The following is a 22,524-nucleotide window of genomic DNA, read 5'->3' as shown; positions in this document are numbered from 1 at the left end:
GGGCTGCAGCAACCAGATCGGAACGCAATTCCATGATCATCGGGATCCCGCGCGAGTCTCTACCAGGAGAAACGCGCGTCGCCGCCACCCCGCAGACCGTCGGTCAGCTCATCAAACTGGGCTACTCGGTACTCGTCGAAACCGGCGCGGGCGACGCCTCCAGCTTCGCCGACCAGGCCTACGTCGACGCCGGCGCGGAGATCGGTACGACGGCGGCCGTCTGGTCCGCGGACGTGGTGCTGAAGGTCAACGCCCCCGACGACGCCGAGATCGCCTCGCTCAAGGACGGCGCGACGTTGGTCAGCCTGATCTCCCCGGCGCTGAACCCCGAACTGGTCGAGAAGCTGGCCGCCCGGCCGATCACCGTGCTGTCGATGGACTCGGTGCCGCGTATCTCCCGCGCCCAGTCGCTCGACGTGCTGAGCTCGATGGCCAATATCGCCGGGTACCGCGCCGTCGTCGAGGCCGCACACGCCTTCGGCCGGTTCTTCACCGGCCAGGTGACCGCCGCGGGCAAGGTCCCGCCGGCCAAGGTGCTGGTGGTAGGTGCCGGCGTGGCGGGTCTGGCCGCGATCGGCGCGGCCGGCAGCCTCGGCGCCATCGTGCGCGCCACCGACCCGCGTCCCGAGGTCGCCGACCAGGTCGCCTCTCTCGGCGGCGAGTACCTGTCGGTCGCGAACGACAAGGCCGAGGTCTCGGCCACCGGTTACGCCAAGGAGATGGACGACGACTACAAGGCACGCGAGGCGGCGCTGTACGCCGAGCAGTGCAAGGACGTCGACATCATCATCACCACCGCGCTGATCCCGGGTAGGCCGGCGCCGCGCATCATCACCGCCGACATGGTCGCGTCGATGAAGCCCGGCAGCGTCATCGTCGACATGGCCGCAGCCAACGGCGGCAACGTCGAGGGCACCGTCAAGGACAAGTCCGTCGTCACCGACAACGGCGTGACCATCATCGGCTACACCGACCTGGCCGGTCGACTGTCCGCACAGGCTTCGCAGCTCTACGGCACCAACCTGGTGAACCTGCTCAAGCTGCTCACCCCAGCCAAGGACGGGCAGCTCACCCTGGACTTCGACGACGTCGTGCAGCGCTCGATGACGGTGGTGCGCGCCGGCGACGTAACGTGGCCCCCGCCGCCGGTGCAGGTCTCGGCTGCGCCGGTGGCCGCCGCGGCGGCAGCGCCGGTCGTGCGCGACGAAAAGGCGCCGATGACGACGGGCCGCCGGCTCGGCATCACCTTCGCCGGCGCCGCCGTGGTCTTCGCGCTGCTCGCGATCTCACCCGCCGCGCTCCAGACCCATCTCACCGTCTTCGCGCTGGCCATCGTGATCGGCTACTACGTGATCGGCAATGTGCACCATGCGCTGCACACTCCGCTGATGTCGGTGACCAACGCGATCTCCGGCATCATCGTGGTCGGCGCGTTGCTCCAGGTCGGCGACCACAATGTCGCCATCGCGACGCTGTCGACGCTCGCCATCCTGCTCGCCAGTATCAACATCTTCGGCGGCTTCGCGGTCACGCGTCGCATGCTCGCGATGTTCTCCCGCAGCTAGCAGCCTGCCTACCCGATCGGAACATTCAATGCTGGAAAACGTCCATCTGCTCGCCAATGCGGCCACAGATACCCCACTCGATCCCCTGACGTTGGCCGCCAACGCGGCCTACGTTGTGGCGGCGCTGCTCTTCGTCCTGTCCCTGGCCGGGCTGTCCAAGCACGAGACCTCCCGTGCCGGCATCAGCTTCGGTATCGGCGGCATGCTCATCGCCCTGGTCGCCACTATCACGCTGGCCTTCCACCACACGCTGCAGCCGATCGGCGTGGCCTTGATGTTCGGCGCCATGGCCATCGGCGCCGCGATCGGCCTGTGGAAGGCCAAGGTCGTCGAGATGACCGGCATGCCCGAGCTGATCGCCCTGCTGCACTCGTTCGTCGGCCTGGCCGCGGTGCTGGTCGGCTGGAACGGCTACCTGCACATTGAGGCCCATCCGCAGGGCGACGACGCCGTCGAGATGGTCAAGAACGGCTTGCTCGGCATCCACTCCGCCGAGGTTGTCATCGGCGTCTTCATCGGTGCGGTGACTTTCACCGGTTCGATCGTGGCGAACCTGAAGCTGTCGGCGAAGATGAAGTCCGCGCCGATGATGCTGCCCGGTAAGAACTTCATCAACGTCGGCGCGCTCGTCGCCTTCGTCGCGCTGACCGTCTGGTTCGTCATCACCGACGATCCGCAGACTCAGCTGTGGCTGCTGGCCGGGGTGACCGTGCTGGCACTGCTGCTGGGCTGGCACCTGGTGGCTTCCATCGGCGGTGGCGACATGCCCGTCGTGGTGTCGATGCTCAACAGCTACTCCGGCTGGGCCGCGGCGGCCGCGGGCTTCCTGCTGTCCAACGACCTGCTGATCATCACCGGTGCGCTGGTCGGCTCCTCCGGTGCCTACCTGTCCTACATCATGTGCAAGGCGATGAACCGCTCGTTCATCTCGGTGATCGCCGGCGGCTTCGGCATCGAGGCAGGCCCCGCCGAGGACAAGGACTACGGCGAGCACCGGGAGATCAACGCCGAGGGCGCGGCCGAACTGCTCGCGTCGGCGCATTCGGTGGTCATCACCCCCGGCTACGGCATGGCGGTGGCCCAGGCCCAGTACGGTGTCGCCGACCTGACCCGCAAGCTGCGCGAGCGCGGCGTCAACGTCCGGTTCGGCATCCACCCGGTGGCCGGCCGGCTGCCCGGGCACATGAACGTGCTGCTGGCCGAGGCCAAGGTGCCCTATGACATCGTGCTGGAGATGGACGAGATCAACGACGACTTCGACGACACCGACGTCGTGCTGGTGATCGGCGCCAACGACACGGTGAACCCGGCGGCCGCCGAGGATCCGAGCAGTCCGATCGCCGGCATGCCCGTGCTGACGGTGTGGAACGCCAACAACGTCATCGTGTTCAAGCGGTCGATGGCTTCCGGTTACGCCGGTGTGCAGAACCCGCTGTTCTTCCGGGAGAACACCCAGATGCTGTTCGGCGACGCCCGCGACCGGGTCAACGACATCCTCGCCGCGCTGTAGCTTGTCCGCTCGCACGAAGGCCCGGTCGAATCGACCGGGCCTTCGTCGCTCAACCCCGCCCGCTAAAGTTTGCAGATCCGCAATTACTAGGAGATGCAACTATGCCGGTCGACCGACTGCTGCCCTCGGCGGAGGCCGCCGACCTGATCGCGCTCACCCGCGACATCGTCGACAAGGTTCTCGATCCCATCGTCGACGAGCACGAACGCACCGAGACCTATCCCGACGGGGTCTTCGCCACCCTCGGCGCGGCCGGGCTGCTGAGCCTGCCCCAACCCGAACAGTGGGGCGGCGCCGGGCAACCGTTCGAGGTGTACCTGCAGGTTCTCGAGGAACTCGCCGCGCGGTGGGCGGCGGTGGCCGTCGCGGTCAGCGTGCACAGCCTCTCGTCGCACCCGCTGCTGAACTTCGGATCCGCCGAACAACAGCAGCGCTGGCTGCCCGGCATGCTGTCGGGCAGCCAGATCGGCGCCTACAGCCTGTCCGAGCCGCAGGCCGGATCCGATGCCGCAGCACTGCGCTGCAGCGCGAGCCGCGTCGAGGACGGCTGGCTGCTCAACGGCACCAAGGCGTGGATCACCCACGGCGGCATCGCCGACTTCTACACGCTGTTTGCCCGCACCGGTGATGGCAGCCGGGGCATCTCCTGCTTCCTGGTGCCCGGCGATCTGCCCGGACTGTCCTTCGGCAAGCCCGAGGAGAAGATGGGCCTGGCGGCGGTCCCGACGACGTCGGCGTTCTATGACAACGCCCGCCTCGATGCCGACCGGCTGATCGGTGCCGAGGGTCAGGGGCTGCAGATCGCGTTCAGCGCGCTGGACTCCGGGCGCCTCGGCATCGCGGCGGTGGCCGTCGGGATCGCGCAGGCCGCTCTCGACGAGGCGGTCCGGTACGGCAACGAACGCACCACCTTCGGCCGCACGATCATCTCGCACCAGGGTCTGGGCTTCCTGCTGGCCGATATGGCCGCCGCGGTCGCCTCGGCGCGGGCCACCTACCTCGATGCGGCGCGGCGCCGCGACGCCGGGCTGCCGTATTCCCAGCACGCCAGCGTCGCCAAGCTGGTGTGCACCGACGCCGCGATGAAGGTGACCACCGACGCCGTGCAGGTGTTCGGTGGCGCCGGCTACACCCGCGACTACCGAGTGGAGCGGTTCATGCGCGAGGCCAAGATCACCCAGATCTTCGAGGGCACCAACCAGATTCAGCGCCTGGTGATCGCCCGCACCCTCACCGGCTGAGGTCACCCACCGACGACACCGTCGGGTTGGCCGCCGGTGTCGGTACCGCCCGGTAGCGGCAGGGTTAGCCGGAAGCGAGCGCCACCTCCGTGGGGTAGGCAGACCAGGTCGCCGTGGTGAGCGCGGGCGAGCGCACGTGCGATGGCAAGGCCGAGGCCGGCGCCGCCGCGATCGGCGTCCCGGGCGGAGTCCAGACGTACCAAGCGGCCGAATACGCGTTCGCGGTCGGCATCGGTGATGCCGGGGCCGGTGTCGGTCACGGTTACTTCGGCGCATGGGTCGGCGCCACCGGGCGACCGGTTCGGTTCCGTGTAGCCGACATCGATGCGGATGTCCCCGCCCGGCGGGGTGTGCCGGCGGGCGTTGTCGACCAGATTGGACAGTATCTGGCTGATCCGGTTGGCGTCGGCACGGACGTGCAGGCCCGACTCGCCAGTGCGGACGACGGTCACCTCCGGGGACAGCAGCGCCGCGCGCTCGCATTCGGCATCCGCGAGTGCGGCGAGGTCGGTGTCCGTGAGGTCCAGGGTCACGCCGGCGTCGAGGCGGGTCAGGTCGAGCATGTCCGCGATGAGCCGACTGGCGCGACGGGCCTCGGTGAGCAGCAGCGCCGCGCGCCGGTACTGTCCGGTCGCGTGCGGGTCCTCGCCGAACTGGGCGGCGGTGGAGTGCAGTTGCTCCGCGGTGACGCGGATCCCGGCGATCGGTGTGCGCAGCTCGTGAGCGGCGTCGGCGAGGAATCGGCGGGTGGCGCCCTCAGCACGCTGGGCGGCCTCGGCTGAGCACTGGGCGCGCTCCTCGGAGTCCTCCAACGCGTCGAGCATGCCGTCGAACGCCGCTGCGGCGTTGCCGAGTTCGGTGTCGGGCCGATCGGGCCGCAAGCGGCGTCCGCGGTCGCCCCCGGTGATGGTTTCGGCAAGCGTGGTGAGCTGATCCAGTGGACGCAGCGCCACACGGGTGACCGCGGCCAGCAACAGGGCCGCGACCGCCAGGGTGATCACCCCAGCGCCGATCATGACTTCCCGTAACCGGCGGATCAGTGCGGTCGTCGCGGTGGTGTCGGCAACCAGGATGACCCGCCCGCCGGATATCAATGGGTGCACGACCGCGGCGGCGGTGGCATCCGGAGGCGGTTCGTTCGGCGGTGGCGGCGGTGCCCCCCGGTCGGGCGGCAACGGTCCCGGGTCCGGTCCCCGAGGAGGTGGCGGGGGGACGGTGGGCCCGGTTGCGGTGTCGGCGCGGATCGCGTCGTCTCCGTAGCCGGTGCCGTCGGCGGTGATGAGCAGTGCCCGGATACCGCCGCCGCCGAGTTGAGCGACGAGTTGGTCGGGTGGGGTGTGCGCAGCGGCGAGCGCGTCGGCACGGGCCGCGGTGGCCAGCAGCCGGTCATGCACACTGCGGCGGGTTTGAGCTCCCAGCAACGTATCGACGGTAAGGCCGAGAACCAGGAGCAGTACTGCGAGCACAGCCAGCGTCATCAGCGTCACCCGGCGGCGCAGCGACGGGGTGCGGGTGACCGGGTTCGGTGCGGCGGTCACGGCCGGTGGGGTTGCAGTCGATAACCGATTCCGCGCACCGTGTGCAGGATGCGCGGGCCGTGGGCTTCCAGTTTGCGTCGCATCGCGCTGACATGGACGTGCACCAGGTTGGTGTCGTAGGCGTCGTAACCCCACACCGCGGTCAGGATCTGATTCGTGCTGACGATGCGGCCGCGTTGTTCGGCCAGGAAGCTCAGCAATCGCAACTCGGTACCGGTCAGGTCCAGGCGACGTCCGGCCCGGGCGGCGACCCCGGCTTCGAGATCCAGTGCCAGGTCGCCGTATTGCAGAACTGTCGCAAGTCGACCGCGCCGGCGCAGCACCGCACCGATGCGCGAGACCAGCTCGACCAGTTCGAATGGTTTGACCAGGTAGTCGTCAGCGCCCCCGTCGAGCCCGCGCACGCGGTCGGACAACCCGTCTCGGGCGGTGAGCAACACGATTGCGGCGTCGCCCCAGTCGCGAACCACGTCGACCAGCACGAAACCGTCGCGGCCCGGCATCATGACGTCCAGCACCACCAGGTCGGGCCGAAATCCCTCCAGGACATCTTCGAGTCCGGCCCCGTCGGGGCGTGTCGCGGTGACATACCCGGCGTCGGTCAGCGCCTCGCTGACCATTTCACGGATCGCTTCGGAATCCTCGACCACGAGCACGCGTGCGGCGGCCGGTTTCAGTGCACGCTCCCCGGGACGTCGAGGCGCAGCCTGCGGGCGGACACGGTCGGTCATGGCTCCATTCTCGGCGCTGTCCACGCGAGTTTCTGAATCCGACCTGAAGAAATCCCCCTGCGTGCCGGGTCTTCAGGTTGATTTCACACTCGCCTCCTAGCGTCGCCCACATCGACGCACCCTTATTGAGTTTCTGGAGGCATGATGGCCGACACCCAATCCATTTCCGCGGCTCCACACGCCGCCGGTGGCGAACACCCCGGACCCGGCGCTGCACCGCTGACCCCGACTCCTCCTCTGCACCCGGTTTCCCCCACGGTCGTCGGCCCTCCGGCCACGTCGATCTCTCCCCGCCGGCCGGGCTGTATCGCCCTCGCCGTCGGCACCGGTATCGCCGGACTGCTCACCGGCGCGATACTCGCGACGGCCGGTTTGCGTTTCTTCGGACCGGCGTCGCCGCCCGGGGTCTGGGACGTCCCGTCACCTGCGGGCGCCTGGTCCAACCCGGCACCCCCGGGGTGGGGACCGCCGCCCGGACCGCTGCCCGCCGGGTCTGCGCTCGCGCCCCCGCAGCCGGCGCTGTTGCAACCCGGCCCGGCTGCACCCGCCGCGCCGCCTCAGCCCGCCGGGCCGCCTCAGCCCGCCGGGCCGCGGGCCGTGCCGCCGCCCACTCCCTGATCGGGCGGGAAGCCAACGATCGAAGAGGAGGCGCAGAGATTCCCCGGAAGGAGACTCGGTGACGGTCAGCGTGGCGGCGCCGGCGCCGCGGGTGGGTACGGGGGTTCGCGCGGCGCTGCAGGCGGTGAACTTCTTCATGGCCGATATGCAGGCCGGAATCGGACCATTTGTAGGGGTTTTGCTGCTTGAGCGAGGCTGGAGCACCGGGCTGATCGGCGCGCTGAGCACGCTGGGCGGCGTCGCCGGAATGATCGCAGCCGCACCGGCGGGCGCGATGATCGACGCCACCAGACGCAAGCGGTCCTGTGTCATCGTTGCCGGGCTGTGCGCGGTGGGCGCGTCCGGTCTGATCCTGGTCTCCGAGCGGATCTGGGTGATCGCAGGTGCCCAGGTTGCCGGCGCGATCGCCGGCGCCGTGATCGGCCCGGCGGTCATGGGCATCACCCTGGGTGTCGTGCGCCAGGCCGGGTTCTTCGCCCAGAACGGCCGCAACCAGGCCTGCAACCACGCCGGAAACGTGCTCGGGGCGGGCCTGTCGGGTCTCTTGGGGTGGCGCTTCGGATTCGCCGCGGTGTTCTGGCTTGCCGCCGTCTTCGCGGTGTTCACCGTCGTGGCTGTGCTGTGCGTGCCGTCGTCGCGCATCGACCACCGCTCCGCACGCGGGGCCTCCGACGATGCCGGTCGGGCCCCGGTCGAGAAGCTACGGGCGCTGCTGGAATGTCGACCGCTGCTGGCACTGGCAGGTGCGCTGCTGCTGTTTCACCTGGGCAACGCCGCCATGCTGCCGCTCTACGGGCTCGCCGTGGTGGTGGCCCACGGCAACCCGTTCACCACGGTTGCCAGCACGGTGGTGATCGCGCAGGTGGTGATGATCGTGGCGTCACTGGCGGCCATGCGGATCGCCGGGAGGCGCGGCTACTGGGTGGTGATCTTGATCGCGTTCCTGGCCCTGCCGGTCCGCGGGCTGATCGCGGCGACGGTGATCACCGGGTGGGGTGTGGTTCCGGTGCAGATCCTCGACGGTGTCGGCACCGGCCTGCTCTCGGTCGCCGTACCGGGGCTGGTGGCCCGGCTGCTCGACGGCACCGGCCACATCAATATCGGCCAGGGAGCGGTGCTGACCACCCAGGGGATCGGCGCGGCACTGAGCTCACTGTTGGGCGGGATGATCGCGCAGCACGCCGGGTTCCGGCCAGCATTCCTGCTGTTGAGCACACTGTCACTGGGATCGCTGCTGATCTGGTGGGTGTTCGCGCCGACACTGCGCCGCGCCGGCGACGCCGGGGCCACCCACAGAAGACTTGGCGGTCCGGCAAGGGAAGGCGGCCCCGGCGCCTAGTTCTTGAGGAACTCGCGCAGCGCAGCCAGGAAATCGTCGGGCTTCTCCACCATCGGGGAGTGCCCGGAGCCGGCGATCACCCGTGGCTTCAGGCCCGCCTGTTCGTAGCGCGCCACGTTGGCCGCCGTCGGGGTCAGCACGTCGCGCTCACCCCAGAGCACCAGCACCGGTTTGCCGAGACCGGCGAGCCGATCGGCCACCGCCTGCTGCGCATCGAGGTCCTCGACGACGTCGGAGTCGCACACTCCGGTGTGGGTCAGCCGGCTCAGCGATCGGTAGGCGAAATCGGGGACGGGGTAGTCGGCGGCGAAACCTGTCTGCAGTGCGTCCTCATCGACGGCCTTGATACCGCGGAAGCGGTCCAGCGCCGGTCCCAGCACCGGCCAGCAGACGGCCCTGGCCAGAAACGGCATGGCGGTCATCCCGTCGGCCGCCGGAGTGTCGGCGACGACGACCTTGGTGATCCGGCCCGGATCATCCTGGGCGAGCGCGGTCGCCACGGCCCCGCCCATCGAATGCCCGACCAGCACGGCGCGGCGTACCCCGAGTGCGTCCAGCGCCTGGCGCACGGCGTCGCGCTGCCCGTCGGCGCCATAGCGAGCCGCGTCGCTCGGGGCCTCCGAACCCCCGTGCCCGACGAGGTCGATGGCGATCACCCGGTGACCGTCGGCGGCCAGTGCGGGGGCCACCCGTTCCCACCACTCGATCGACGCCGAATAGCCGTGCAGCAGGACGACGGCGTCTCCCCCGGCAGGCCCGTACTCGCGGATGTTGAGATCGGGTCCGGCCAGCTCCAGCACCCGGCCACCCGCGAACGCCTCGGCCGGCCGCTGCTGGCGCGCGGTGAGGACGGCATTGATGCTCAGCAGCACCACCAGCAGAAGCACGACCGCGGCGGCCACCTTGCGTTTCACAGCTGCCGACGCTACCCCGGTGTCGAAGCCCGACGACAGCGAATATCGCCCCCCGAAGCGACACCGCCGCCCCACTCACCGTCGACCGTGAGCCGCAACCAACCCGGCCGTCCAGTAGCCCCCACGTTCGGCACACCGGGTCCGCATTCGCGCGCCGGCCCGGGTGTCTATGGTGGCAAATATGGACTTCGCGATGTCGGACAAGGCACAGGACTACCAGAAACGACTCACCGATTTCATGGTGACCGAGGTGCTACCGGCCGAGGAGTCCTACGACGCCTACCGGGCCGCCGCCGGCCCGAGGGACTTCACCGTCCCGCCGGTGGTCGAAGAACTCAAGGCCTCGGCCAAGAAGCGCGGCCTGTGGAATCTATTCCTGCCCGACGAGTCCGGGTTGACCAATCTGGAATACGCGCCGCTGGCCGAGATCTCCGGGTGGAGCACCGAGATCGCACCGGAGGCGATCAACTGCGCTGCGCCCGACACCGGCAACATGGAAACCCTGCACCTGTTCGCCACCGAGGCCCAGCGCCGCGACTGGCTCGAACCCCTGCTGGCCGGGGAGATCCGCAGCGGTTTCTCGATGACCGAGCCGGCGGTGGCCTCCAGCGACGCCCGCAACATCGAGACGCTGATCACCCGCGACGGCGACGACTACGTCATCAACGGCCGCAAGTGGTGGACCTCGGGCGCCAACGATCCGCGGTGCAAGATCCTGATCGTGATGGGCCGTACCGATCCGACCGCCCCGCCGCATCAGCAGCAGTCGATGATCCTGGTTCCCGTGGACACCCCCGGTGTGCAGATCCTGCGTTCCACCAGTGTGTTCGGCTGGCAGGACCAGCACGGCCACGCCGAGATCGTCTACGACAACGTGCGGGTTCCGGCATCAAACCTGTTGGGCCAGGAAGGATCCGGGTTTGCGATCGCCCAGGCGCGCCTGGGCCCGGGCCGCATCCATCACTGCATGCGGGCCATCGGCGTGGCCGAGCGGGCGCTGGCGTTGATGGTGGACCGGGCCAACCGGCGCATCGCGTTCGGCAAACCGCTTGCCGACCAGGGCATGGTGCAGCAGGCGATCGCGGTGTCGCGCAACGAGATCGACCAGGCGCGGCTGCTGTGCCAGAGGGCCGCCTGGACTATCGACCAGCACGGCAACAAGGCCGCCCGCAACCAGGTCGCCCAGATCAAGGCCGTCGCACCGCGAATGGCGTGCGATGTCATCGACCGGGCGATTCAGGTGCACGGAGCGGCCGGCGTCAGCGACGACACCGTGCTGGCACGCATGTACGGATGGCAGCGCGCCATGCGGATCTTCGACGGTCCCGACGAGGTGCACCTGCGCTCGATCGCGCGCGCCGAACTCGGTGCCGAGAAGAGCCCGTTGGCGGCCGCGGTGGTCCCGCAGTGACCGATCGGCTGAGCGGCGCCTGGAATTTCCGTGACGTCTCAACGTCCACCTCGGGGGCCATCCGGCCCGGGCTGCTGTTTCGGGCCGGCGAACTGACAAAACTCGACGACACCGGACTGGACCAGCTGAGGACGCTGGCCGTGACCGATGTCGCCGACCTGCGCAGCCCCCCGGAAGTCATCAAACACGGCGCCGACCTGGTGCCGGCCGGTGTCGTCGTACACAACCTGCCGTTCGTCGAGGTCGTCGCGTCGGTCGACGGGGATGCACCGCACGAGCACGCGTTTCAACGACTGATGACCGAGAAACCCGACGACGAATCACTGATCCAAGCCGCCCGCCGGTTCATGCTCGAGGAGTACGCGAGGTTCGCAACCGCATCCGGCGCGCAGCGCGCCATGCAGCAGACGGTGGCACTGCTCAGCTCGGGCGCGTCGGTGCTGACGCACTGTTTCGCAGGCAAGGACCGCACCGGGTTCTCGGTGGCGGTCGTACTGGAGGCGACCGGTGTCGAACGCGACGCCGTGATGGCGGATTACCTCGCCAGCAACGACGCGGTCCCGCAGTTGCGCGAACAGATCCTGGAGCGCATCCGCACCCGGTTCGACGGGGAGATCCCCGCCGATGCCAGGGAGTTCACCGAAGCGCGGTTGTCCGAGGACGTCCTCGGTGTGCGCGCGGAGTATCTGGAATCAGCACTGGGCCGCATCGAGACCGATTTCGGCTCGGCACAAGGCTACCTAGAGGCCTGCGGTGTCACCGAGGGTGATCTGGCCGCGTTGCGGACTGCCCTGCGCGCCTGAGTAATTCAGGCCGCCTTGCCGACGTGGTGACGGCTGGCCTGGTGGGGCGATTTGGCCGCATCGTTGCCGTCGGCGTGTCGATCGTGCCGCGATTGGCGTTGCCCCGGCGCCGGGTTGGTGTTGTCCTGCTGCACCGCACGGGTTTCCGTTTTGTCCGGCGGCGGGGCAGGACGTACCGGTCGCCGGTCTTCGCGGGTCTTATCCGGCGCTTCCGCCGTCGGCCCAGAGGCGGTCGCGGTGGCGGCTTCTGGCTTCATCCGGTGTTGCCAGATCCGCTTACCCGTCGGTGGGGCCACGGTCGTATCCGGCTCCGACGCAGGCGGAGTCGGCCCGCCGGTGTCCGTCTTGTCGAGCTCCTGCCCGGTTGCCGCCGTCGCGCTGATCGGGTTGCTGCGGAACGGATTCCGTCCGGCGAAGTTCGCCTCGAAGGAACGTCGGGGGTTGGTGCGGGTGGGCCCGCTGCCGGCAACCTGGGCTAGGTCGATCTTGGCCCCGCCCTCGGGGTCTCCCTCCTTGGGGCCCTCGCCGTCCGGGAGGTCGGGCTTGTTGTCGTTGCTGTTGAGGGCTATCCGCGCGGTGGCGGGCGCGACCGGCTGGTTCGGCGAGGATCCACCGAAGAGGCTGGACAGACTGATCTCGGTGACGCCGTAGCTGTTTGCCGCGGGCTTGACGGTGCCCAGCGGCCGGAAGCCGGGGTTGTTGGCAATCTGGGACGCGGCGTTGTCGATGCCGACGCCGACCGCGTACCCGATGGTCAGCAGGTCGGTGATCGGCTTCAGCCGGATCAGCCGCATGGGTTCCGGAGATCCGGGCGAGATGCCGCGGTCGTAGCCGGTCTCGATCACCGCCCGCAGCGGCGCATCCAGCAGAGTGAACACCGGATCGACCCAGCCCTTGACCGGGTCCGGGATGACGTTCTCCACGATGGCCAGGATCGGCAGCCGCGCGGTGGGGATCATGTAGTACTGGGAGTCGCCATACGTGTCCTGGTTGATCAGCGCGTTCGGGTCGAGCGTGCCGTCGTTCTTCGTCGTATTGAACGCGAAGTAGCTGCCGTGCACGGTGGCGATGCCGGCGAGTGCGTTGAGGTCGGCCAGCAGGTTCAGCGGGTACATCGGGAAGTCCGAGTAGCCGTCGTACTGGCCGGAGAAGTCGGTGGTAGCGAAGCGATAGGTGCCGTCGCCGTCCTGTTTGCTGTCCGTCGGGGTTGCACCGTCGAAATTGATGCCGACGAACGGGATGGACAGGCCGTTGAACCGCTCCAGGATCCCGCCGTTGGGCCGGTTCGGATTGCCGATCAAAACGAAGTCCATGGCCGGCACGCCGTCCCACCCATTCAAGTTGTAGTTGGCCACCAGGGACTGCTTGAGATTCGTCGCGATACGGGCGCTCTGCGAGTAGCCGAACACCAGATAGCGGTCATCGCCCACGGGACCGTTCGCGAAAGGCGTAGCACCGTTGGCGACCGCTGACGCGTTGTACACGCATCCCGCCTGACGCCCGGCGCAGGTCGTCAAGTTCGTCAGGCCGTACTTGACCGACTCGTTGAACGTCAACTGCTGGTTCGGCAGCGGCCAGAACTCCTCCGGCGTGTACACGGCGACCGATCCCGAACGGTCCGTGCTGTACATATCGCCGGTCCGTAGCGAAGGCAGGATGTACTTGGTTTTCGTCCAATCCAGATAGCCCGCGGTAGCCGCGTCCGGCGTGGCGATCGGCCCCACATTCATCAGCGGCGTACCCGTACCGCCCATGACCAACCCGGTCACCGTGGCCGCCGGCACGACCGCCGCGACGATCACCGACCAGGCCGCAGCCAGCGCTCCGGCGAACGCCAGCGCCACCCCACCGAGTATCCGAAGAACCGACCCCATGAGCCCGAGCCCCCTGGCCCGCCGAACACCCATCCGTCCCGGACGCGGTGGGCCGTGGCATCCGGGTGGATCCTGATGCGACGGCAGGGGGCGCACGCTCGCCTGGCGTCGTTGCTACGGACTGTAGGATTCCGCAGGCTGGCGCGCAGCAAATTCACCGCACTTTTTTGGCGATCCCGCGCTCCGGCGATCCTGAAGTGACTCCTGAGGCGCGTGAAACGCAATATGCGCAGCTGCCGCTGCCCACCGGCGCCACAGAGGAACCGCCGGCCGCACTCATCAAAGGAAAGCCAGGACCCGCGTCACCCGGTTCAGCCGGCTAACACCGCCACCAACCACACCAGCGCGGACAACAGCGCGCCGGTGAACTCAACCCCCACCGACAACAGCACGGCCTTCACCGCGAACCAGGTGGACACCGCGGCCCGACGCAGATCGCGGCGCAGCACCAGCTCGGCGGCGAACACCCCGAGCAGAAATCCGATCGGCAGCCCCAGTACCGGGATGACGAAGAACCCCACGACGCCGCCGACCGCGCCGAGCACCAGCACCCAGCCGGGCACCTCGGCGGCGCGCATCTGCCGGGCCGGCCACAGATACTTGACCACCACCGTGGCCAGGTACAGCGCCGCGGCCGCCCCCACGGTTCCCCAGCCCCAGGGACCGCCCTCGATCACGCCCCAGACTGCGATCGCCGCGAACACCAGCAGCCCGCCGGGCAGCAGTGGTACCACGATGCCGACCAGGCCAAGGGCGATGACCAGGCCGACGATCAGCACCCCGAGCGTGCTCATCGGCTCAGGGTTCCAACACCAGCTTCCCGAACACCGCACCGTCACCCAGGGCGGCCAGCGCCTCGGCCGCCCGGGAGAGCGGATAGCGCTGCGGTGCCGGGGGACGCAGTCCGGCGGCGACCAGTTCGTGCAGCCCCGCGGTGACCGCGGTTCCAGTGCCCGGATCCCGTCGGACGTATTCGCCCCAGCCGACACCAAGGACACCGATGTTGCGCAGCAACAGCCGGTTGACCTTGACCGTCGGGATGCCCCCGGCGGCAAAGCCGATCACCAACAGCCGGCCGTCGAGTGCCAGCACCCGCAGGGCGTCGTCGAACGCCGGGCCGCCGATCGGATCCACCACCAGATCGACACCGCGCCCGTCGGTGAGATCACGCACCTGCTGCGCCCAGCCGTCGGTCAGTGGAATCACTTCGTCGGGCCCCAGCGAGGAGACGAATTCCGTTGCCGCACTGCGGTGCACGGCGGCGATCACCCTGGCGCCCATGGCCTTGGCCACCTGGATCGCCGCACTGCCGACCCCTCCGGCCGAGCCGAGGACCAGCACCGTCTCGCCGGGCTGCAGGCCGGCCCGGCGCCAGTAGGCGAAATACATGGTGTGATAGTTCACCAACAACGAAACCGCTTGCGCGTCATCGAGTTCAGCGGGTGTGCGGTGCACAGAGGAAATCGGTACGGCGACGAGGTCGGCGTAGCCGCCGATCATCGAGGCCGCGTACACCCGCTCGCCGGCCACGTATCCCGAATCCGCCGGAGCCGCGGCCACTACGCCCGCGACCTCCAGGCCCGGAACGAACGGCGGTTCCAGCTTCAGCTGGTACTCCCCCTTGGTCAACAGCAGGTCGGGGAAGCACACCCCGGCGGCGCGGACCTCGATCAGCAGTTGGTCCGCAGCGGGGACGGGGTCGGGCACGTCCTGGTAGGACACGCCCGACGGCCCCGAGAGTTCCTGTACAACACAGGCTTTCATTCGCAGCTGCTCACTGCAGGCTGAAGGTTGCCTGCTTGGCCGCGGACAGATCGTCGATCTCCGACCAGCGGGCCGCGATGTCGGAAACCGACGGCGGGGAGGTGAACGTGACGCCCTCGTTCTGGAACAGCGCGGTGCGCTGCACCTTGCCGCCGCCGACGATGAACACCGACGCCGAGTCCGGCACCTCCTCGGTGCACAGGTAGCCCACCACCGGGGCGACGTACTCGGGGGTGAGGTTCTTCAGGACCTCGGGCGGCAGGATGTCCTCGGTCATCCGGGTCGCCGCGATCGGGGCGATCGCGTTGGCCTTGATGTTGTACTTGGCGCCTTCCTGGGCGAGGGTGTTGATCAGACCGACCAGACCCAGCTTGGCGGCGCCGTAGTTGGCCTGGCCGAAGTTGCCGAACAGCCCGCTGGTCGAGGTGGCCACCACGATCCGGCCGAAGCTCTGCTCCCGGAAGTGCGGCCACGCCGCGCGGATGACGTTGTAGCCGCCGTAGAGGTGCACCTTGAGCACGGCGTCCCAGTTCTCGTCGCTCATCTTGTGGAAGGTGCCGTCGCGCAGGATGCCGGCGTTGCTCACCACACCGTGCACGGCGCCGAACGCGTCGATAGCGGTCTTGATGATGTTGGTCGCACCCGCAGCCTCGGCGACGCTGTCGTAGTTGGCGACGGCCCGCCCGCCGGCCGCGGTGATCTCGGAGACCACCTCGTCGGCCATGTTGTGGCCGGCACCGCTGCCGTCACGGGCGCCGCCGAGGTCGTTGACCACCACGCAGGCGCCCTCGCGCGCCAGTGTCAGGGCGTATTCGCGGCCCAGTCCCCCACCGGCTCCGGTAACGATGACGACGCGATCTGCAACTCCGGGCATGAACTTCCTCTCTGATTCCGCGCCGTCAGAACAGCCGGCGCGCCAACTTCCATGCCTTCTCTGTATACGGGGGGTAGATCATCGCCGCGAGATCGGGTCGGGTCGGCTTGGTCATCACCGTCTTGCGGTGGCTGAACTCCTCGAAGCCGTAGCGCCCGTGATACGCGCCGGTGCCCGACGGCCCGACGCCGCCGAACGGCAGCTTGGCGGTCGCGAAGTGGAAGATCAGGTGGTTGACCAGCATGCCGCCGGCGGGCACCCGGGTGATCACCTTCTCCCGGACGGCCTTGGTCTTGGTGAACAGGTACGCCGCCAGCGGCTTGGGCCGCGCGTTGACGAACTCGATCGCCGCGTCGACGTCGTCGACCGTCACCACCGGCAGGATGGGTCCGAAGATCTCGTCGGTCATCAACGGCTCGGCCGGATCGGGGTCGACGACGACGGTCGGTTCGATGGTCATGGCGGCGGCGTCGGTGCCGCCGCCGAGGGCGACGGTGCCGCGGGTCACCGACAGCGCACCGGCCAGCCGGTCGAAGTGCCGCTGGTTGACGATCCGCATGCCACCGGTGTCCTGGGAGCGGAAATGCTCGATCGCCTTGGCGATCTCGCCGACCAGCTGATCCCGCACCGACCGGTCGACCAGCACGTAGTCCGGCGCGATGCAGATCTGCCCGGAGTTGATCAGCTTGGTCCAGGCGATCCGCTTGGCGGCCACCTCGACATCGGCGTCGGCCGCCACGATCACCGGGCTCTTGCCACCGAGCTCCAGGGTGACCGGGGTCAGGTGCGGCGCGGCGGCCTCGTACACCCGGCGGCCGATCTCGGTGCCACCGGTGAAGCAGAGCTTGTCGAAGCCCTGTGCGATCAATTCCTGGCTGACCGTGCCGTCGCCCTCCACCACGGCGACGGCCGAGCGGTCCAGGTACTTGGGAATCAGTTCGGCCATCAGCGCCGAGGAGGCCGGGGCCAGCTCGGACGGCTTGAGCACGACGGCGTTCCCGGCGGCCAGCGCACCCACCAGCGGTCCCAGCGTCAGGGCGAACGGGAAGTTCCACGCCCCGATGATCAGCACCAGGCCGTAGGGCTCGTACTCGACCCAGCCGCGGCCGGGCAGCTGCGACTTCTCCAGCAACCGGTAGCGGCGCTTGGACCACTTCCCGACGTTCTTGGCGGCGTCGCGGGCCTCCGCCGCGGTGGTCGCGATGTCGGCCAGCCAGGCCTCGAACGGCTTTCGTCCGAGATCGGTGTTCAGCGCCTCGGCGATCCGGGTCTCGTTCTCGGTCATCAGCTTCTCTAGCGCGCGCAGCTGGGCGCGGCGCCATTCCACCGGGCGGGTCCGCCCGGTGGCGAAGGTGGCCCGCAACGCGGCCACCAGCCCGGGGATATCCGGCCCGACGGCGGTGGTGTTGGTCATCTGGGCGGTCATGGTGTTCTCCTTCGGCCCTGCGGAAGTTCCGGCGACAGCCAGTGGCCTCCATCGTAGGCAGGCCGTCGTCGACCGGTGGTGGCGATGACGGGATCAGCGCCGCTGGGCGGTCACCAGAAAGGAAAACGACTCGTCGTCGGCGTCGGGGCCGGCGACCCCGCGGCCGAGGCGGGCCATCTCCCGGTTCGCCCGGACCCCGGTCGCCCGCCAGCCGTGATCGCCCAGCCAGCCGACCAGTTCGGTGCGCTGCGGGTCGTGATAGATGAGTTCGCCGACGTCGATGCCGGGTTCCAGTCCCAGGATCGCCGTCGCCCGTTCCAGCCGCTCCCGCAGTTCGGCGCGCCGCTCCTCGCTGCGGTTCACCGCGGTCTCGGCGGCCACCCGGCTGCCCGGGGCGCAGAGTTCTCCGATGTTCTCGAACAACCGGTCCTGGGCCTCCGACGGCAGGTACATCAACAGCCCCTCGGCCAGCCACGCCGAACGCAGTTCCGGGTCGAACCCGGCGGCCCGCAGGGCGGCCGGCCAGTCGGCCCGCAGGTCGATCGGCACCGGAGTCAGCTCGGCGGCCGGACGCACGCCGTGCCGGTCCAGCACCGCGGCCTTGTACTCCAGGACCTTGGGCTGGTCGATTTCGAAGATCCGGGTGCCGGCCGGCCAGTCCAGCCGGTAGGCCCGGGAGTCGAGTCCTGACGCGAGAATCACCACCTGGGTGATCCCGTCGGCGGCGGCTGCGGTGAAGAACGCGTCGAAGAAGTGGGTGCGGACCGCCTGGTAGTTGCGCATATGCCGAGCCACCCCGGCCAGCTCCTCGTCGATGTCGGCGAGTCGGACCAGATTGTCGTCGGACAGCAGCGCCTCGGACCACAACCCGTGGCCCGCGCCGTCGACCAGCAGCGCGGCATACGGGTCCTCGATGAGCGGATCGGCGCTCGCGGTCTCGGCCGCGCGCGCAGCGGCGACCATGACCGCGGTCGAGCCGACGCTGGTGGCGATGTCCCAACTGTCGTCGTCACTGCGAAGTGCACTCATCGGTCGGATCCTCCAGAACGTAGCGGGCTGTTTCCCGATGCTATCCACCGCAACTGTTCTCGACTGCAAAGAAGTCTCGGGCATTTCCCAGCCCTGACTCCCCACAGTGCCATCACGCGACATATGGTGCGATGTCATGGCGAGTGTGGTGTCCCGCGAGGCGTACTTCGAGATCGGTCTCGAAGTGCTCGCCGATGTCGGCTACGGCGGCCTCAAACTGGCGGTGGTGTGCAACCGCCTCGGCGTGACGACCGGCTCGTTCTACCATTATTTTCCCAGTTGGGGGCACTACACCCGGGCGCTGATCGAGTACTGGCTGGGCACCACCCGGGAGCGCGTGGCGGTCCTGCGCTCCATCACCGACCCGCACAAGCGGCTGGAACGGCTGATGCACATCGGGCTGAACCTGTCCTGGGACGCCGACGCGGCGATCCGGACCTGGGCCTCGATGGATCCCGATGTGCGGGCCGCCCAGGTCGAGGTCGACTTCCAGCGTTTCGACATCATCGTCTCGTCGGTCCGCGAGATCACCGGCGACGAGCGGCAGGCGAAGATCTTCGCCGAATGCGCGGTGTTCCTGCTGACCGGGTACGAGCAGTCCACCCTGCCGCACAATCCCGATGACCTGGGCTGGATGTTCCGGCGGTTGACCGACAGCCTGAACACCGATTGGTGGGGCGACGGCTTCACCCCCGACGGGGCGGCGGCCACCATCGCCTCCGACGAACCCGGCGACGACGGCTGAGCCGAACGCCCGCACCGGCACTACCCTGCAGTGTCATGCATGCGCCTAGCGCGTTCCGCGGGTTCCGGTCCGCATTGGCCGCGCGCGACCCGGGCTTCGACGGGCTGCGCCGGGCGGCCCGTGCCGGTCTGGGTGTCCCGGCATCGGCCGCACTCGGCTTCTCCCTCGGCCACGGGCAGGGCCCGCTGTTCGCCATCTTCGGGGCCACCGCGATGCTCATCATGGTCGACTTCCCCGGCACGCCGGCCCGCCGCGCGGTGTCCTATGCCGGGTTGACGCTCTCCGGCGCCGCGCTGATCGTGCTCGGCACGCTGGTGGCCCCATACCCGTGGGCGGCGGTGGCCACCACGTTCGCCGTCGGTGCGACGGCAACCTTCTCCGGGGTGCTGTCCTCGTCGGCGGCCGCGGCGAAACGGGCGATCCTGGTCCCCTTCGTCTTTCCCGCGTGCACGCCGCCGGGACCCGTCGGCGACCGGCTGGGCGGCTGGCTCATCGCGGCCGCGGTGTGCATCCCGGCCGCGGTGTGGGTGTTCCCACCGCGGCACCACGACGAACTGCGCCGCCGCTGCGGTCAGGTCGCCTCGGCGCTGGCCGACCGACTGGCCGGCCAGGGCAGCGCCCGCGCGGTCAACAACGCGATGAACGGATTGTTCGCCCACTACGTCGACAGCGAGTACCGGCCCGTCGGCCTGACCGCCGGCAGCCGGGCGCTGGTGCGCGTCGTCGACGATCTGGGCTGGCTGTGCGACCGGGTCGACGACGACACCGCGGCCGGCCTCGGCCCGGACGCCGCACCCGCGGTGCGGGTGCTGCGAGCCTCGGCGCAACTGTTGCGCGGCGGCGATCCCGGCGACCGTGATCGGCAACGCGCCGAGTTGACCGCGGCGATCGAGGACATGCGGACCGTGGCCTTCAGCGGCTACCGCACGGACATCGAGCAGATGCTGCGCGCCGGCGACGACGACGAGGCCGCGCAGGTGGGCCGGCAGCTGCTGGATCGCCGAACCGTCAACGCCCAAGTCGCGGTCGTCGGCCGGCTCATCGCCGGAGCGGCGGCCGCCGATGCCCGTCCGCTGCTGGCGCGCGTCCTGGGTCGCGGTCTCCCACCGACCCAGGCCGCGGTCCGGGTGCAGTCGGAGACCCAGGCCGTCACCCGGATCCCGTCGGGTCATCTGGCCGCCCGCTCGGTGGCGGTCCGCAACAGCCTGCGCACCGGTCTGGGGCTGGCGCTCGCGGTGGCCGTTACCCAATTGTTTCCCGTGGAACATGGCTTCTGGGTGGTGTTGGCCGCCATGTCGGTGCTGCGCAACACCGCGCTGTCGACCGGTACGAACGTGGTCCGCGCCATCGTCGGCACCACCCTCGGCTTCGCCCTCGGAGCCGCGCTGATCGCACTGATCGGCGTGAATCCCGCGGTGCTGTGGCTCTTGCTGCCGATCGCCTCGTTCCTGGCGGCGTTCGTGCCGAAGCTGTGGTCGTTCACCGCCGGGCAGGCCGCGTTCACCATGCAGGTGCTGATCGTGTTCAACCTGATTCAGCCGTCGGGTTGGCAGGTCGGGCTGCTGCGCATCGAGAACATCCTGGTCGGCGGACTGGTCGCGGCGACCGTGTCGCTGCTGCTGTGGCCCCGCGGGTCCGGCAACGCGCTGCACCGGGCACTCGACGCCGAGGTGTCGGCCAGCCTCGACTACCTGAACGCCGCCGTCGACCGGATCACCACCGACTCGGCCGACCGGTCGGCGTCGGACCCGACGGTCGCCGAACTGGGCGGGCGGGCTCTGGCGGCGGCCCGCATCGTCGACGACAGTGCGCGTCAGTTCCTGTCCGAGGGCGGTGGCCGCCCGGAACGTCCGACGCCGGTCGTCCGGGAGATCAACCGCGTCGCCAAGCTGCGGGCGGCCGCGGATCTGATCGCCGACGTCCCGGAACCGCCCAGCGCCGGGGCGTACCCGCGAACCCGGGCGATCCTGGGCGCGGAGGCCGAGCAGTTGTGTGCACAGATGCGCGGGCACGACGGGCCCCCGGTACAGCGGCAGTTGCTCGACGAGCTGGTGCCCACGCTGCGGTCGGAGGCGCCCAGCGTCGCCGATCCCGTCTCCGATGCCCTGCCCTTGATCACCGTCGCCGCTAACCTGGGCGAACTGACCGAGCTGTATTCGCTCAGCTGATTCGGTAGGGCCGCAACGCATCCGGCGGGATGGTGCCGAACCGTCCTGCCTGGTAGTCCGCCATGGCGGTGGCCACCTCGGCCCGGGTGTTCATCACGAACGGGCCCAGGTGCGCGACGGGTTCGCGAATCGGCTTGCCGCCCAACAGCAGTACCTCCATCGCCGGGCGATTCGAATCCTGGCCGGCCGCGGCGGCAACGGTGATCCGGTCACCGCGGCCGAGCACCGCGAGCTGGCCCTGCTCGATCGGGTGCCCCGCCGGCCCGACGCTGCCCCGACCGGACAGCACGTACACCAGCGCGTTGAACGCCCGGTTCCACGGCAGACCGAGCTGGGCTCCCGGTGCAATCGTGGCGTGCGCCAAGGTGATCGGCGTGTGCGTCACTCCCGGGCCGCGGTGGCCATCGATCTCTCCGGCGATGATGCGCACCAGCGCACCGCCGTCGGCCGACGCCAGCAGCGTGACCCGACCGCCCTCGATGGATTGGTAGCGCGGTGCGGTGAACTTGTCGGCGCGGGGCAGGTTCACCCACAGTTGGATGCCGTGGAACAGTCCACCGCTGACGACGAGTTCGGCCGGCGGCGTTTCGATGTGCAGGATGCCCGCTCCGGCGGTCATCCACTGGGTATCGCCGTCGCCGATGAGGCCGCCGCCACCGTGGGAATCCTGGTGGGCGAAGCGGCCGTCGATCATGTAGGTGACCGTTTCGAAGCCGCGGTGCGGATGCCAATCGGTGCCGCGCGGTTCGCCGGGCTGGTAGTCGACTTCGCCCATCTGGTCCATGTGGATGAACGGGTCGAGGTCTGCGGCGTTGGCCCGGGCGAACGCCCGGACGACGGGAAACCCCTCCCCCTCGTGGCCGCGCGGACCGGTGGTGATGGACCGGACCGGGCGTTCGGCGTCGGCGGCGGTGGCTGGGCCGATCCGGGGCAGTGTGATGGTGTCTGCGGTGACGGCGGGCATTTCGGTACCT

18 protein-coding genes are annotated in these 22,524 nt (G+C 69.3%); 8 read left to right on the top strand and 10 right to left on the bottom strand.

The window, feature by feature from the left end; translation table 11 throughout:
* Nucleotides 1-32: 32 nt before the first annotated feature.
* The 3 genes from G6N16_RS03725 (at nucleotide 33) to G6N16_RS03715 (ending at nucleotide 4,316) form a co-directional block, all read left to right on the top strand.
* Nucleotides 33-1,565: a Re/Si-specific NAD(P)(+) transhydrogenase subunit alpha gene (locus G6N16_RS03725; protein WP_083033033.1), complete on the top strand. Its 1,533-nt coding sequence runs from the start codon at nucleotides 33-35 to the stop codon at nucleotides 1,563-1,565.
* A gap of 28 nt (nucleotides 1,566-1,593) precedes the next feature.
* Nucleotides 1,594-3,075: a Re/Si-specific NAD(P)(+) transhydrogenase subunit beta gene (gene pntB, locus G6N16_RS03720; protein WP_083033035.1), complete on the top strand. Its 1,482-nt coding sequence runs from the start codon at nucleotides 1,594-1,596 to the stop codon at nucleotides 3,073-3,075.
* Between the two features lie 101 nt (nucleotides 3,076-3,176).
* Nucleotides 3,177-4,316, top strand: a complete 1,140-nt coding sequence (locus G6N16_RS03715; RefSeq protein WP_083033036.1) for an acyl-CoA dehydrogenase family protein — start codon at nucleotides 3,177-3,179, stop codon at nucleotides 4,314-4,316.
* A gap of 2 nt (nucleotides 4,317-4,318) precedes the next feature.
* Here the strand turns inward: G6N16_RS03715 and G6N16_RS03710 are convergent, their stop codons facing one another.
* Both G6N16_RS03710 and G6N16_RS03705 read right to left on the bottom strand, forming a co-directional pair.
* Nucleotides 4,319-5,794 carry a sensor histidine kinase gene (locus G6N16_RS03710; protein WP_083033045.1) on the bottom strand — a complete coding sequence of 492 codons (1,476 nt, stop codon included), beginning with the start codon at nucleotides 5,792-5,794 and terminating at the stop codon, nucleotides 4,319-4,321.
* Nucleotides 5,795-5,850: 56 nt separating this feature from the next.
* Nucleotides 5,851-6,585 (bottom strand): response regulator transcription factor, encoded by a 735-nt coding sequence (locus tag G6N16_RS03705; protein WP_083033047.1) that lies wholly within the window; start codon nucleotides 6,583-6,585, stop codon nucleotides 5,851-5,853.
* Between the two features lie 676 nt (nucleotides 6,586-7,261).
* On the opposite strand from G6N16_RS03705, the gene G6N16_RS03700 reads away from it, so the two are divergent.
* Nucleotides 7,262-8,542, top strand: coding sequence for an MFS transporter (locus G6N16_RS03700; protein WP_235674060.1), 1,281 nt, complete (start codon nucleotides 7,262-7,264; stop codon nucleotides 8,540-8,542).
* On the opposite strand, the gene G6N16_RS03695 is transcribed toward G6N16_RS03700, so the two are convergent.
* On the bottom strand, nucleotides 8,539-9,456 hold the full coding sequence (locus tag G6N16_RS03695) for an alpha/beta fold hydrolase (protein ID WP_083033038.1): 918 nt from the start codon (nucleotides 9,454-9,456) through the stop codon (nucleotides 8,539-8,541). The two genes, G6N16_RS03700 and G6N16_RS03695, sit on opposite strands and share 4 nt — an antisense overlap.
* A 181-nt stretch (nucleotides 9,457-9,637) precedes the next feature.
* Here G6N16_RS03695 and G6N16_RS03690 point away from each other — a divergent pair, with 181 nt between their 5' ends.
* On the top strand, nucleotides 9,638-10,867 hold the full coding sequence (locus G6N16_RS03690; protein ID WP_234805996.1) for an acyl-CoA dehydrogenase family protein: 1,230 nt from the start codon (nucleotides 9,638-9,640) through the stop codon (nucleotides 10,865-10,867).
* The gene (locus tag G6N16_RS03685; protein WP_110810941.1) at nucleotides 10,864-11,670 is read left to right on the top strand and encodes a tyrosine-protein phosphatase; all 807 of its coding nucleotides are present in this window, start codon (nucleotides 10,864-10,866) and stop codon (nucleotides 11,668-11,670) included. Before G6N16_RS03690 ends, G6N16_RS03685 begins: the two co-directional genes overlap by 4 nt.
* A gap of 5 nt (nucleotides 11,671-11,675) precedes the next feature.
* On the opposite strand, the gene G6N16_RS03680 is transcribed toward G6N16_RS03685, so the two are convergent.
* The 6 genes from G6N16_RS03680 to G6N16_RS03655 all read right to left on the bottom strand — a co-directional run bounded on the left by G6N16_RS03680 (nucleotide 11,676) and on the right by G6N16_RS03655 (nucleotide 18,637).
* Nucleotides 11,676-13,544, bottom strand: coding sequence for a PE-PPE domain-containing protein (locus G6N16_RS03680; RefSeq protein WP_163787760.1), 1,869 nt, complete (start codon nucleotides 13,542-13,544; stop codon nucleotides 11,676-11,678).
* A gap of 311 nt (nucleotides 13,545-13,855) precedes the next feature.
* Nucleotides 13,856-14,338 (bottom strand): DUF456 domain-containing protein, encoded by a 483-nt coding sequence (locus G6N16_RS03675; RefSeq protein ID WP_083033512.1) that lies wholly within the window; start codon nucleotides 14,336-14,338, stop codon nucleotides 13,856-13,858.
* Between the two features lie 4 nt (nucleotides 14,339-14,342).
* Nucleotides 14,343-15,308 carry an NADPH:quinone oxidoreductase family protein gene (locus G6N16_RS03670; protein ID WP_083033514.1) on the bottom strand — a complete coding sequence of 322 codons (966 nt, stop codon included), beginning with the start codon at nucleotides 15,306-15,308 and terminating at the stop codon, nucleotides 14,343-14,345.
* Between the two features lie 10 nt (nucleotides 15,309-15,318).
* Nucleotides 15,319-16,182 carry an SDR family oxidoreductase gene (locus G6N16_RS03665; RefSeq protein WP_083033517.1) on the bottom strand — a complete coding sequence of 288 codons (864 nt, stop codon included), beginning with the start codon at nucleotides 16,180-16,182 and terminating at the stop codon, nucleotides 15,319-15,321.
* Nucleotides 16,183-16,207: 25 nt separating this feature from the next.
* Nucleotides 16,208-17,650: an aldehyde dehydrogenase family protein gene (locus G6N16_RS03660; RefSeq protein WP_264026305.1), complete on the bottom strand. Its 1,443-nt coding sequence runs from the start codon at nucleotides 17,648-17,650 to the stop codon at nucleotides 16,208-16,210.
* Between the two features lie 51 nt (nucleotides 17,651-17,701).
* Entirely contained in the window at nucleotides 17,702-18,637 is a 936-nt protein-coding gene (locus tag G6N16_RS03655) for an SAM-dependent methyltransferase (protein WP_083033521.1), read from the bottom strand.
* Nucleotides 18,638-18,773: 136 nt separating this feature from the next.
* On the opposite strand from G6N16_RS03655, the gene G6N16_RS03650 reads away from it, so the two are divergent.
* Both G6N16_RS03650 and G6N16_RS03645 read left to right on the top strand, forming a co-directional pair.
* On the top strand, nucleotides 18,774-19,382 hold the full coding sequence (locus G6N16_RS03650; protein ID WP_083033523.1) for a TetR/AcrR family transcriptional regulator: 609 nt from the start codon (nucleotides 18,774-18,776) through the stop codon (nucleotides 19,380-19,382).
* A 35-nt stretch (nucleotides 19,383-19,417) separates the two neighbouring features.
* Nucleotides 19,418-21,550, top strand: a complete 2,133-nt coding sequence (locus G6N16_RS03645; protein WP_083033525.1) for an FUSC family protein — start codon at nucleotides 19,418-19,420, stop codon at nucleotides 21,548-21,550.
* Here G6N16_RS03645 and G6N16_RS03640 read toward each other — a convergent pair.
* Nucleotides 21,543-22,514, bottom strand: a complete 972-nt coding sequence (locus G6N16_RS03640; RefSeq protein ID WP_083033526.1) for a pirin family protein — start codon at nucleotides 22,512-22,514, stop codon at nucleotides 21,543-21,545. The genes G6N16_RS03645 and G6N16_RS03640 overlap by 8 nt on opposite strands.
* Between the last annotated feature and the right edge of the window lie 10 nt (nucleotides 22,515-22,524).

The sequence above is a fragment of the Mycolicibacterium insubricum genome, from assembly GCF_010731615.1.
Classification (GTDB): Bacteria; Actinomycetota; Actinomycetes; order Mycobacteriales; family Mycobacteriaceae; genus Mycobacterium; species Mycobacterium insubricum.
The sequence above is the reverse complement of the archived record's forward strand: the minus strand, read 5'-3'. Positions and strand labels throughout refer to the sequence as shown.